The following is a 13,289-nucleotide window of genomic DNA, read 5'->3' as shown; positions in this document are numbered from 1 at the left end:
AGCAGTCTGGAGCAATGTCTCCTACGGTGAAGATGTTCAGAAGCAGATTCAGTGGAGACTCGACATACCTGCCGACGCAGTTCCAGGAGACTACACGAACACATTCTACGTGAGAGTTTCGGCCTAAGCGACTTATTCCCGAGCAAAAGAAATCTGGGTAACGATAAGATTTAGCACCGGGTAAAAGAATTTTTCAATGGTGCACATGCGGATCTATTGTGAGACATACGGATGCACGGCCAACAAGGTGGATGCAGAGATAATGCTGGGCCTAGCCGAAAGTAGTGGACATGAGATAGTGAATGACCTTTCACAAGCCGATGTGATTATCTTGAATACATGTGCGGTCAAGGGAACGACCTATAGGCGCATGCTTCACAGAATAAAGCTGTTGAGCGAGCGTAACTGCTCGAAACTGATCGTTGCCGGCTGTCTTCCGTTAATCGATGAGAAAGCGGTTCTCAAAGCGGGTAAGCCGGATGCCATAATTTCATGTAAATCTATTTCAGATCTCCCAGAAGTCCTCAGGCAACTTTCAGAAGGAATGTCCGACATTATCAGAAAGATCTCGAGCCCGGCGGAGAAGCCACTCATGCCGAAGAAACGGATGAGCCCAATAAGCGCAGCTATCCAAATAGCCGAAGGTTGTGTTTCAAACTGCTCATATTGTGCCGTGAAATTTGCGAGAGGGAAGCTCAGAAGTTTCCGCATGAAGTCAATTCTAGAAGAGGCTAAAAATCTTGTAGCAAAAGGCTATAGAGAAATATTACTCACCGCGCAGGATGTGGCTGCCTACGGTCTGGACACCCGCGAAAGTCTTCCGAGGCTTCTAGAAGAGCTGAATCTCATCCCAGGAAATTTCCGCATAAGAGTTGGGATGATGAACCCTGCTAATGTTTTACCCATGCTTGGCGATCTCGTCGAAGCCTTCAAGCTCGAGAAAATTTATAAATTTCTCCATCTGCCGGTTCAAAGCGGCGACGATGAGATGCTAAGAAAGATGAGAAGGAACTATACAGTTGACGATTTTTTGCGAATCGTCGATAGGTTCAGGAGAGAGATCCCAGATCTAATCCTCTCCACCGACATAATCGTTGGCTTTCCCGGAGAGGGCGAACAGGAATTTGAGAACACAAAGAAGCTGATAATGCGTACAAGGCCGGACAAGGTGAATATTTCGAAATTCTCTCCAATGCCTGGAACGGAAGCGGCGAAGATGAAGCAGGTTGACGGACGGGAAATCTGCAAAAGATCCAAGGAACTTCACAGCCTCTGTATGCAGATAGGAATGGAGAACAATCTGAAGGTCGTAGGGAGAGAGGTGGATGGTTTTGTTGTTGAGAGGGGCGAGAAATCTGGTTATATCTTGCGCGACGCGAGTTATCGACAGGTTCTTTTGAGAGATGCAAAGCTCGGAGAATTTCTTCGAGCAAGGATTATCGAAGCTAGACCTACTTACGTTATCGGAGAGGTGATAAGATGAAAATTCCGTGTGCGCTGACGATTGCTGGTTCAGACTCTGGTGGTGGAGCTGGAATACAGGCAGATCTCAAGACGTTTGCGAGTTTAGGAGTGCATGGTCTTTCCGTGATAACAGCTTTGACTGCTCAGAACACGCTCGGTGTTCATGAAATTCTTGAGGTTCCAACTGATTTCGTAGATGCGCAATTGAAAGCAGTTCTTTCCGACTTTGAAGTTAGTTGGGCGAAAACTGGAATGCTTTACAGCCCGGCTACAATCCGTTTGGTGAGGCGGAGGACAAAAGAGCACGATCTAAAATTAGTCGTAGATCCAGTTATGATCTCAACGACCGGTCATTCTCTTCTGAGAGAAGAGGCTTCGAACGAACTAAAGCAGCTCGTGTCTCAAGCAGAACTCGTGACCCCAAACATCATGGAGGCAGAGGTACTCTCCGGTGTGAGGATAAGAAATCTCAAGGACGTTGAGAGAGCGGCGAGAAAGATATTGGGACTGGGTGCCAAGGCCGTACTTGTCAAAGGGGGACACCTCAAGACGAAAAACGTTGTGGATGTTCTGGTGACGCGCACTCGGATCGAGAAGATTGCAGGACCGAGAATGCCTGCTGGAGGATTTCACGGAGCGGGATGTTCGTTTTCAGCTGCAATCACCGCGGAGCTTGCAAAGGGAAAATCTCTAATCGATGCTGCGAAATCTGCAAGAGAATTCATACGTGTGGCGATAGAAAACTCGCTCGACGTCGGAAAAGGTGTGAAACCCGTAAACCCGACCGCTAAACTTGTCATCGAGGCGGAAATAGGAAAACTCATGCGCGAAGTATGGGCTGCGGCCAAGCTTTTGGAGAGTGAACCATCTTTTGCCGAATTGATTCCCGAGGTTGGTGTGAACATCGCGGGGGTGATCCTAGGCGCAAAAGATAGAAGCGGTTCGGTTGGACTGAGCGGCAGAATAGTGAAGGTTTCTGGCAAACCGAGGGTGACAGGTTTCCCGGAGATTGGAGGTTCCGAGCACGTTGCGAATTTAGTTCTCGCGGCTCACAGACTAGACCCTTCGATTAGAGCAGGAATAAACGTAAAATTCTCTAAAGATGTTCTGAGAATCTGCAGAAAGATCGGACTGTCTATAGGTTCTTTTGAGAGGCGCAGGGAACCTCGTGGTGTGAAAACGATGATCTGGGGAGTCGAAGAGGTAGCGAGGAAAACAGGACGAGTTCCAAGAATAATTTACGACGAAGGAGGAATTGGAAAAGAGCCGATGGTGCGCATTCTCGGGTCATCTCCACTAGAGGTTGCCGAGATAGCTATTCTTATCTCAAAGAATTACAAAAAAGTTTTGTCTCAGCAAGCGCGAAATTCTGAGAGCTAAAGCTTAATATTAAAGAATTCAGTGGCATTTTCTGTTGTGATTTCTGCGACTTTGGCTTTTTCCACCTCCTTGAGCCGCGCCACACCTTCAAGCGTTTTTGTGATATCTTGTGGACCCGATGGGACCCCACGATACTTCACAGGAGAATCCGTCTCAAGCAGTAACCTCTCCAGAGGAGTTTCTCTAATCGCTCTCTTGTGCGCTTCACTGAACTCAACGGCCGGAGTTGCCGAAATATAATATCCCTCAGCCAAAATTTCTCGCATGACGTCAAGCGGACCGCTATACCAGTGGAAAACCGCTCTCTTGATTCCAACATCCCTTACCATTTCAAAAGCTTCACGCCACGCCCATCTCGAGTGTACTATGATTGGTTTATCGTAGCGACTGGCCAGATCGAGTATTAGAGAAAAAGCCTTAGTCTGCAGTTCTCTCGGTGTCTGATATTTGAAATCCAATCCGACCTCACCAAGCGCGATGCATTCTTCGATGTGTTTTTCGATCGATCGAACTTCTTTCTCAATATCGTTGCCCAGATTCCACGGATGAAGCCCCAAAGCTGGAAATACATATCCTTGATACTTTTCGGAAATCCGTCTCACGATTTCATTAGAAGTTTTATCTGTTCCAACCGCTACGATAGCCCGCACGCCGACTTCTTTAGCTTTCTCAAGCTCTTGGTCTAGATTTAACAACTCCGCGAGGTGTGCGTGGCAATCCACCAGCCTCATACATTCATCCCCAAAATCCTAGTTCTCCGAAAGATTAAGGTTAAAATGCAGAGCATCCAATCAATTGGAGGTGACCAGATGGGGCGTGTGAGAACGACGTTCATAAAGAGGGCGGCGAGGGAACTCCTACAAAAATATCCGGAAAAATTCGGAACAGACTTTGAGCAAAACAAAAAAATCGTGGACGAACTCCTTCCGCATCTTGGAAAACCCATCCGCAACCGAATAGCAGGATATATAAGCACGCTCATTCAACAGCAAAAAGGAGGTGATTAGTTTTGCCGCCAGAAGTCGATGTAAAAAAATGTGATGGTTGTGGAAGGTGCGCAGAAGTTTGTCCGGCAAATGTCTTTGACATAATTAATGAGAAAGCGGATGTGGCAAGACCAGAAGATTGTTTAGAGTGCAGGGCATGTGAGGCAGCCTGTCCTAAGGGAGCCATTTCATTTCCGTGATCTTTTAGAAATGGCTCTAGAGCTTTAAATATCGCGTAAAACTTAAAAGTCAAAGAGTACTTAGGTTTAAATTGGTCCACACCGCGCGGTGGGGCGTCAATCCGGAGCTTTGGACAATCGTCCAGCAGTGAGGGATTGCTCTCTTGGTGTGGACTTGCCAGAGATGTGGGCCCGAACAAACCAGGCAGCTGGACGCTCGGGTCCGAGATAGGTTCGGTGACCCCTGAAAAGGAGTGGTATTCTCCCGCCAAAGGCCTTGCAGGCCAACACCGGTTGATCGTGCCGGAGGCCACTGCTATGGGGATCCGACTAAGCCATGCGAGTAGTGGGCGCCTCCGCAAAGGGGTGGCCCTGCGCACGGCTCAGTAACACGTCGTCAACCTACCCTAGGGACGGGGATAACCTCGGGAAACTGAGGATAATCCCCGATAGGCAAAGGGTGCTGGAATGCCCCTTTGCCCAAAACCGGCGGGTAAAACCGCGCGGGCCCTAGGATGGGACGGCGGCCTATCAGGTAGTTGGTGGTGTAACGGACCACCAAGCCTACGACGGGTACGGGCTGTGAGAGCAGGAGCCCGGAGATGGGCACTGAGACAAGGGCCCAGGCCCTACGGGGCGCAGCAGGCGCGAAACTTTCGCAATGGGCGAAAGCCTGACGAAGGGATCCCCAGTGCCGCTGGCCTTCGGGTCGGCGGCTTTTCGGGAGTGTAAAAAGCTCCCGGAATAAGGGCTGGGTAAGTCGGGTGCCAGCCGCCGCGGTAATACCCGCAGCCCGAGTGGTGGCCGCGTTTATTGGGCCTAAAGCGCTCGTAGCCGGGTCAGCAAGTCTCCCGTGAAATCGACCAGTCGACTGGTCGGCGCGCGGGAGATACTGCTGACCTAGGGGCCGGGGGACGCTAGGGGTACTCCGGGGGTAGGGGTGAAATCCTGTAATCCCCGGGGGACCACCGGTGGCGAAGGCGCCTAGCGACAACGGACCCGACGGTGAGGGGCGAAGGCTGGGGGAGCAAAGGGGATTAGATACCCCCGTAGTCCCAGCAGTAAAGGATGCGGGCCAGGTGCTGGGTGTTCCTTCGAGGACACTCGGTGCCGGAGGGAAGCCGTTAAGCCCGCCGCCTGGGAAGTACGGCCGCAAGGCTGAAACTTAAACGAATTGGCGGGGGAGCACCACAACGGGTGGGTCCTGCGGTTCAATTGGATTCAACGCCACACACCTTACCAGGGGCGACGGCTGGATGAAGGCCTGGCTAAAGACCCTGCCGGACTAGCCGAGAGGTGGTGCATGGCCGTCGTCAGCTCGTACCGTGAGGCGTCCTGTCAAGTCAGGCAACGAGCGAGACCCGCGCCCCCAGTTGCCATCGGCGGGAGGCCGGGCACTCTGGGGGGACCGCTGGCGCTAAGCCAGAGGAAGGAGCGGGCGACGGTAGGTCAGTATGCCCCGAATCCCCTGGGCCACACGCGGGACACAATGGGCGGGACAATGGGTTGCGACCCCGTAAGGGGGAGCCAATCCCCAAACCCGCCCTCAGTTCGGATCGAGGGCTGCAACTCGCCCTCGTGAAGATGGAATCCGTAGTAATCGCGGGTCACTACCCCGCGGTGAATATGTCCCTGCTCCTTGCACACACCGCCCGTCAAGCCACCCGAGTGAGGTCCAAGTGAGGTCCGCTCTTGTTGGGCGGATCGAACTTGGGCTTCGCGAGGGGGGCTAAGTCGTAACAAGGTAGCCGTAGGGGAACCTGCGGCTCGATCACCTCCTGAGTTTCCTCTCCTTTGAGGGGGTTACCGAACCCTCGGAGGGCCTGTAGCTCAGCTGGTAGAGCGCCGGCTTTGCAAGCCGGAGGTCGCGGGTTCGAGTCCCGCCGGGTCCACATCTGGAAGATGAGGCATGGAGAGTGCGAGCTCTCTGTGCTGATGGCGAATTGCGTTCAAAACGCAAGATGATGCCACGCACAGGTGAAGCTCCCGGCCAGTGGAGAGCATAGAACCCGGCTGGGGGATGGCTTGGCTCGGGCGCCGAAGAAGGTCGTGGCAAGCGGCGAAACGCCCGGGGTAGGCGCATGCAGCCGTTGATCCCGGGATCGCCGAATGGGACTTCCTGCCGGAGCAATACTCCGGCGCTCGCGGCAGCGAGCGGGAACCCCGGGAAACGAAACATCGGAGTACCGGGAGGAAAAGAAAGCAATAGCGATGCCCTGAGTAACGGCGAGTGAAAAGGGCAGAGGGCAAACCGAACCTGGTGGAGAAATCCACTGGGGATGTGGAGTTGCAGGACTCTCCCCAATCCCTCGCCCGGGAAGCCGAAGTCGGCTGGAATGCCGCGCCATAGAGGGTGAAAGCCCCGTAGGCGTAACTGGGCAGGGTAAGAGGGAGAGAATCCTGAGTAGGGCGCCTTGGAAATGGCGTCCGAAGCTGGGAGGCACCAACTCCCAACCCTAAATACGTCCCGAGTCCGATAGCGGACGCAGTACCGCGAGGGAAAGCTGAAAAGAACCCCGGAAGGGGGGTGAAAAGAGCCTGAAACCAGCCGGGGATTGCAGGGCACGGCTCGAAAGAAGTGAGCTCTCCCAAAGGAACCCGTCGCGAGGCGGTAGTACGAGGGAGAGTGATCGGGGTCGTGCCGTCCGTCTGGAATCACGGGCCAGGGAGTTTCTCGTCGTGGCGAGGCTAAGGAGGTTAGATCTCCGGAGCCGGAGCGAAAGCGAAAGGTCCGCAGCCTCCGATGAGGAGGTGAGGGACTGGGTGTGAAAGCGCCCGGAGTCACGGCGAGAAGACCCGAAACCGGGTGATCTAGTCCGGGGTAGGCTGAAGCCGAGCGTACGCTCGGTGGAGGGCCGAACCGGTCTTGGTGTGCAATCCGGTCGGATGACCCTGGGCTAGTGGCGAAAGACCCATCAAACCCGGTGATAGCTGGTTCCCCCCGAAGCTGGCCGCAGTCAGGCCCAGCGCGAGGTCGCCGGTGATGTAGAGCACCGATTGGAGGATGTCGGGAGGAAACTCTCGCTCCTCCTGTCGAACTCCGAAGTCACCGGCACCGTAGACCGCTGGAGACGGGATGCGGGGGGTAAGCTCCCGCTCCGAGAGGGGAAAAACCCAGACCGGGGTTAAGGTCCCTAAATACCGGCTAAGTGTTACCGGAAAGGGCGTCCTCTCCCTCAGACAGCGGGAAGGTAGGCTCAGAAGCAGCCATCCTTTAAACAACGCGTAAAAGCGGACCCGTCGAGGGAGGGGGCCCCGAAGACTCACGGGGCTAAGCCGGTTACCGAGACCCCGGGGCAGCCGAAGTTTAGTAGGCTGATCCGGTAGGGGGGCGCCCTGCGTGGGGAGAAGCCCGGCCGTGAGGTCGGGTGGACCGCGTGGGGACGAAGATCCTGGTGGTAGTAGCAGCAGAGCCGGGTGAGAATCCCGGCCGCCGAAAGGGCTCGGGTTCCTAGGCAATGGTCGTCAGCCTAGGGTTAGCCGGTCCTAAGGGTGTCCTCAACCAGGCACACCCGAAAGGGAATCCGGTTAACATTCCGGAGCCACCCGGGTACCTGCGGCAACGCAAGCCTCCTCCTCGACGCTTCGGGGTAGGCCGAGTGGAGCCGTCGCTCCATCTAACCACTCAAGTCCGGGGAGTTCCGTAATGGAGAGAACCGGACGAAGGTGGGAATGGCCTGCCGAAAGGTGGGTTCGGCTGATCCCCGGAGCCCGTGAAAAGGGGAGGGGGAAATGGAACCCCGGGTGACCGTACCCAGAACCGACACAGGTGCCCCTGGGTGAGAAGCCCAAGGCGTGTCGGGACACACCGGGCCAGGGAATTCGGCAAGTTAGCCCCGTAGCTTCGGTAGAAGGGGTGCCTGTCCCGCGAGGGGCAGGTCGCAGTGACAAGGGGGGGCCGACTGTTTAATAAAAACGTAGGTTCCCGCGAGCCCGAAAGGGTGAGTACGGGAGCTGAATCCTGCCCACCGGCGGTACGTGAAAGCCGGGTTCAACCGGCCGAAGCGCCGCCAAGGGGCGGGGGTAACTATAACCCTCTTAAGGTAGCGTAATACCTTGCCGCTTAATTGGCGGCTTGCATGAAGGGATCAACGAGCCCCCCACTGTCCCGGTCCGGAACCCGGCGAACCCACTGGCCGGCGAACATGCCGGCGACCCCCGGAGGGAAGCGAAGACCCCGTGGACCTTTACTGCAGCCTGTCGTTGGAGTATGGTCTTGGGTGCAGAGCGTAGGCGGGAGCCGTCGAAGCCGGGTCTTCGGGCCCGGTGGAGGCGCCAATGTAACACCGCCCTCCTGGGATCATGCTCCTAATCCCCCGCAAGGGGGTGACAGCGGCAGGTGGGCAGTTTCGCTGGGGCGGCAGTCCCTCGAAAAGGTAACAAGGGAGCCCAAAGGTCGGCTCAGGCGGGTCAGAACTCCGCCGTAGAGGGCAAGGCCAAAAGCCGGCCTGACTGCGTCCTCACTACCAAGGGACGCAGGGGCGAAAGCCGGGCCTAGCGAACCCGAGTGTCCCTCTTGGTGAGGGCCTCGGATGACAGAAAAGGTACCCCGGGGATAACAGAGTGGTCGCGGGCGAGAGTCCCCATCGACCCCGCGGTTTGCTACCTCGCTGTCGTCTCTTCCCATCCTGGCCGTGCAGCAGCGGCCAAGGGTAGGGTTGTTCGCCCGTTAAAGGGGAACGTGAGATGGGTTTAGACCGTCGCGAGACAGGTCGGATGCTATCTTCCGGGGGTGCAGGACGCCTGAGGGGAAGGTACCCCTAGTACGAGAGGAACAGGGTGCCGGCGCCTCTGGTTAACCGGCTGTCCGACAGGGCAGGCCGGGTAGCTACGCGCCAGCCGATAAGGCCTGAAAGCATCTAAGGCCGAAGCGGCCCCTGAAAATAGGCGTCCAGTCCGGGTTCTCTCGAAAGGGAGGACTCGGACGCGGGCTGGGGCTAGAAGACCCCGTTGATAGGCCGGGGGTGTACGCGCCAAGCTTCGGCGAGGCGCTCAGCCCACCGGTACTAATCGCCCGAGGCTTCCATTGGTCGGGACTCTCCTGTGCGTGGCTCATTTTTTCTTTTTCCAGTTGATAGCGGCAAAAATCCGCGATTTATGATATCAGCTCTTTCCCATTAACGAGAGATGGGCGAGAAAGGCCTCAAGCTGGATGACTTCGTTCGCCCCTTGGACGATCCTGAATGAAAACTCTCCTATTTTATCAACAAGCTCGACCTTTCTCTCCTCTGGAATGTCCAAATCGAAAACTAGTCTGTGGATTTGTTCGAGCACATCTTCGCCGGCGAGTCCGGATTCTATTAGCAGATCATGAAGCTTTTCTCTTGCCTCCGAGAATTTTCCGGCTAGAGCGAGGTCCAAGATCTCCCTTACTTCTTTCGGGTCCGCCATCGATGTGACAGCATAGACGGACTTTTCATCGACCTTCTTTTTGAGCGCGGCCGCAGCCTGCAGTATGTTTATCGCTTTTCTCATATCTCCCTGTGCGGCGTAGGCAATTGCGTCATATGCTTTAGGGTCAATCGTCAAACCTTCGGCTTTCTCTATTCTTTTGAGCATTTTCTTTATGTCATCGTCTGTGAGTCTTCTAAACCTGAAAACGGCGCATCTCGATTGGATTGGTTCAATTATCCTGCTTGAGTAGTTGCAGTCCAAGATGAAGCGACACGTGTGAGTGTACATCTCCATTGTTCTTCTTAGAGCATGCTGGGCATCTGGTGTGAGGGCATCGCTTTCGTCTAGCAAGATGATCTTAAAGGGAACGTCACCTATTGGGCGGGTTCTCGCATAATCTTTCACCTTTGTTCTAATCGTATCAATCCCTCTTTCATCGCTGGCGTTTAGCTCAAGAAGGTTCTGTTTCCAGTTTTCCCCAAAAAGCTCCCGGGCGATGCAGAGCGCAGCGGTTGTTTTTCCGGTCCCGGCCGGTCCGGCAAAAAGGAGATGGGGCATCGACTTTTTTTCAACGAAAGTTTTCAACCTGGCTACAACTTCATCCTGTCCGACTATTTCGTCGAGTTTCTTCGGTCTGTACTTCTCAACCCAGATTTCGAATTCCTCTCCGACCATCACTTCACCTATTCAAAACAATCACGCTCAATCTTAAAACTGTTAGGTAGAAGAGTTTAGGAAGGTGTGAGCATGAAACCAGCCCATGCGGTCTACGACTTTGCAAGGTTTGAAAAGGAAATACAGGAGTGGTGGAGTTCTGCCGGGATATACGCCAAGATCAAGGAGTCGAGAAAAGGTGGGAAAGTCTGGAACTTCTTAGATGGACCACCTTACGCGAGTGGATCCATTCACCTCGGAACTGCGTGGAACAAAATCATCAAGGATGCGATTCTGAGGTTTATGACGATGAGAGGATTTGATGTTACAAGACAGCCGGGCTGGGACTGTCACGGTCTTCCGATCGAAGTAAAGGTTGAGGAACTCCTTGGGATAAAATCGAAGAAGGATATCGAGACGGTTATCGGGGTTGAAGAGTTCATTAAGAAATGTAAGCAGTGGGCAATTGAACATGTTTCAATAATGACGGAGCAGTTTAAGAGGCTCGGGGTTTGGATGGACTGGGATAAGCCATACATGACCCTTGAGAATGCCTACATAGAGAAAGCTTGGTGGACTTTCAAGAAAGCTTATGAGCGTGGCTTGATCGGAAAGGATGTGAGAGTTATTCACTGGTGTCCGAGGTGCGAAACGGCGCTCGCTGAACATGAGGTGAGAGGAGAATACGAGCAAGTTTCAGATCCATCGATTTTCGTCAGGTTCAAAATGAAGGGAGGGAAGAATGAGTATTTGCTCATCTGGACCACAACACCATGGACGCTTCCGGCCGACCTAGCGGTTTGCGTCCATCCCGACTTTGACTACGTGAAGGTGAAGGTTGGTGAAAATGTTTACATTCTGGCGGAGGGGCTTCTAGATAGAGTTGCAGCAGAATTGAGTTTCGGAGAATATCAAATTTTGGAAAGGATGAGGGGAAAAGAGCTCGAGGGTTTGCCGTATGAGCATCCTCTTTTGGAGGAAGTCCCGAGGCAGAAAGAGTTTGTGAAACACCATCGTGTTATATGCGGCCCCCACGTGACGCTTGAGGAAGGAACGGGATGCGTTCACACCGCTCCTGGTCACGGTGAGGAGGATTATGTTATTGGAAAAGAATACGGCCTTCCGATCTTCAGTCCCGTTGGCCCAGACGGGAAATTCACGAGTGAAGCTGGAAAGTATGCGGGAATTTTTGTGAAGGAAGCGGATGAGGTTATTCTGCGGGATTTGGAAAGAAAAGGTCTTCTTATGAAAAAGGGCAGAATTGTTCACGCTTACCCACTCTGCTGGAGATGTCACACTCCACTTATATTCAGGGCGACGGAGCAGTGGTTTCTCTTCGTCAAAGATCTGAAAAAGGAAATTCTGGAGAAAAATGAGAGCGTCGAATGGGTTCCATCCTGGGTGAAGATGAGGTATGTCAATGGTGTCGAATCCGTAGGCGACTGGTGCATTTCCAGACAGAGATACTGGGGAATTCCAATTCCGATATGGATTTGCGGAAACTGCGGAAGAACGATAGTCGTCGGTAGCATCGAAGAGCTGAAGAAGAGGGCGGCCTCCGAGATTTCCGCGGAAATAGACCTTCACAAGCCTTTTGTTGACAAGATTGAGCTGAAGTGCGAGTGTGGGGGAAGAGCAAGGAGAATTCCGGATGTTCTGGACGTTTGGTTTGATTCGGGCGTGGCTGCGTGGGCTTCTGAAAGCGAGAATGGATGGAAAAGGGATTTCATAGTTGAAGGAGAAGATCAGGTGACTAAGTGGTTCTACAGCCAGCAGGTTCTGTCTGTGGCGGTTTTCGACGATGTTCCCTACAGAAGAGTTCTCATGCACGGGTTTGTTCTTGACGAGTTCGGTAGGAAGATGTCGAAATCTCTGGGAAACGTTATAGAGCCAGAAGAAGTGCTTGAGAAGTTTGGGGCAGACCCCCTGCGTTTATACGTTCTTTCCGTCAATCCGCCTTGGGAGGATCTCAAGTTCAGCTGGAAGGGCGTTGAGCAAGCGAAAAGAGTGCTGAACATCCTCTGGAACGTCCATGTTTTTTCCACGACCTACATGTCTCTTGATAGGTTTGAACCGGGAAAGAGGAAGGTTGAGTTTCAGGTTGAGGACAAGTGGCTCTTATCGAGGCTGAATGCTCTTGTTAGGGATGTAACATCCGCAATGGAAAGGTGCGAGCTCCACGTTGCCACTAGAAGGATCTCCGACTTCATCGTCGAGGACCTGAGCAGGTGGTATGTCAGGCTCGTGAGGGAAAGAGCTTGGATTGAAGGCGAAGATCCGGGAAAAGAAGCGATGTACTATGTGCTTTATCATACCCTTCAGACTCTGGTAAGGCTTCTCGCTCCCTTTGTTCCACACATCGTAGAAGTTATCTATACGGATCTCGTTAGGTCTGTTTCTCCTTCAGCTCCTCCGAGTGTTCACATGCTTTCTTGGCCTTCGGTCGACGAGCGACTGATAGACGAGAGGCTGGAGAAGGGGATGGAGACCGTAAGGAAGTTTGTCGATGCCGTGGCGAAGATAAGGCAAGAGAATGGATTGAAGCTGAGGTGGCCAGTCAAGAAGGTGGTCGTTCAGACAGAAGTTGATATCTCCGGGCTTGAGGAAATTCTAAAGAAACAAGTCAACTGTAAGGAACTGGAGGTGATTTCTCCAGAAATTCCATTCCCGGAGGGACTTGTTGTTGAGAAAATCGAAGTTGGCAGAGTTGGGGTGGACATCCGGATAACAGAAGAGCTTAAGGCTGAGGGTTTCGCCAGAGAGATCGTGAGAAGATTTCAGATGATGAGAAAGGAGATGAATCTCGGGATGGAGGAAAGAGTGGACGCGGTGGTGGGTGTTGATGAGGAGAGAGAGTTTGCCTCGATAGTTTCCCAGCAGGACTACATAAAGAGAGAAGTTAGAATTAGAAATCTCAAGGTCTCGAGGATTGGAGAAGTTTCTGAAGAAGGTTATTTGAGAGACTGGGATGTTAACGGGGTGAAGGTCAGACTTTTGTTGAGGAAGATTTCTTGAGTTTTATCCATTTTTTGAAAGCTTAACATAAATAATATGTGTTTCAGTATCTGCAACCTCCGAAGATAACATCCACGATCTCTCGCCGATTTCTGTGTTGATCAATAGCGTCTCCGACATAATCTCGGATAACATTACCGCGATTACCTCGGGTGTGGAATTCCCACGCTAGGCCAAGGCGAAATTATAAATTTCCCGCCCGAAACAGCTTATGGAA

General features: G+C 53.2%; 7 protein-coding genes, 1 tRNA gene and 2 rRNA genes. 8 read left to right on the top strand and 2 right to left on the bottom strand.

Annotated features, from left to right (window positions below):
• The first annotated feature begins 205 nt into the window (after positions 1-205).
• Together QXF64_05450 and thiD are read left to right on the top strand one after the other, a co-directional pair.
• Entirely contained in the window at positions 206-1,483 is a 1,278-nt protein-coding gene (locus QXF64_05450) for a tRNA (N(6)-L-threonylcarbamoyladenosine(37)-C(2))-methylthiotransferase (GenBank protein MEM1689918.1), read from the top strand.
• On the top strand, positions 1,480-2,844 hold the full coding sequence (thiD, locus tag QXF64_05445) for a bifunctional hydroxymethylpyrimidine kinase/phosphomethylpyrimidine kinase (protein ID MEM1689917.1): 1,365 nt from the start codon (positions 1,480-1,482) through the stop codon (positions 2,842-2,844). The genes QXF64_05450 and thiD overlap by 4 nt, the downstream gene beginning before the upstream one ends.
• Here the strand turns inward: thiD and QXF64_05440 are convergent.
• Positions 2,841-3,575, bottom strand: coding sequence for a TatD family hydrolase (locus QXF64_05440; protein MEM1689916.1), 735 nt, complete (start codon positions 3,573-3,575; stop codon positions 2,841-2,843). The two genes, thiD and QXF64_05440, sit on opposite strands and share 4 nt — an antisense overlap.
• A gap of 78 nt (positions 3,576-3,653) precedes the next feature.
• On the opposite strand from QXF64_05440, the gene QXF64_05435 reads away from it, so the two are divergent.
• From QXF64_05435 to QXF64_05415, 5 genes are all read left to right on the top strand, one after another.
• Entirely contained in the window at positions 3,654-3,851 is a 198-nt protein-coding gene (locus QXF64_05435; GenBank protein ID MEM1689915.1) for a 30S ribosomal protein S17e, read from the top strand.
• Between the two features lie 2 nt (positions 3,852-3,853).
• Entirely contained in the window at positions 3,854-4,030 is a 177-nt protein-coding gene (locus tag QXF64_05430) for a 4Fe-4S binding protein (protein ID MEM1689914.1), read from the top strand.
• Positions 4,031-4,296: 266 nt separating this feature from the next.
• Positions 4,297-5,789, top strand: a 16S ribosomal RNA gene (locus tag QXF64_05425).
• Between the two features lie 39 nt (positions 5,790-5,828).
• Positions 5,829-5,901: transfer RNA gene (locus QXF64_05420), tRNA-Ala, on the top strand.
• 100 nt (positions 5,902-6,001) lie between these two features.
• Positions 6,002-9,039, top strand: a 23S ribosomal RNA gene (locus QXF64_05415).
• The 16S and 23S rRNA genes sit together here with 1 tRNA gene alongside, the layout of an rRNA operon.
• A 73-nt stretch (positions 9,040-9,112) precedes the next feature.
• On the opposite strand, the gene QXF64_05410 is transcribed toward QXF64_05415, so the two are convergent.
• Positions 9,113-10,078 carry a replication factor C small subunit gene (locus tag QXF64_05410; protein ID MEM1689913.1) on the bottom strand — a complete coding sequence of 322 codons (966 nt, stop codon included), beginning with the start codon at positions 10,076-10,078 and terminating at the stop codon, positions 9,113-9,115.
• Between the two features lie 72 nt (positions 10,079-10,150).
• On the opposite strand from QXF64_05410, the gene ileS reads away from it, so the two are divergent.
• On the top strand, positions 10,151-13,072 hold the full coding sequence (gene ileS / locus QXF64_05405; protein ID MEM1689912.1) for an isoleucine--tRNA ligase: 2,922 nt from the start codon (positions 10,151-10,153) through the stop codon (positions 13,070-13,072).
• Positions 13,073-13,289 lie beyond the last annotated feature (217 nt).

Source organism: Candidatus Hadarchaeales archaeon (genome assembly GCA_038823825.1).
Taxonomy (GTDB): domain Archaea; phylum Hadarchaeota; class Hadarchaeia; order Hadarchaeales; family Hadarchaeaceae; genus JAVZGN01.
The sequence above is the reverse complement of the archived record's forward strand: the minus strand, read 5'-3'. Positions and strand labels throughout refer to the sequence as shown.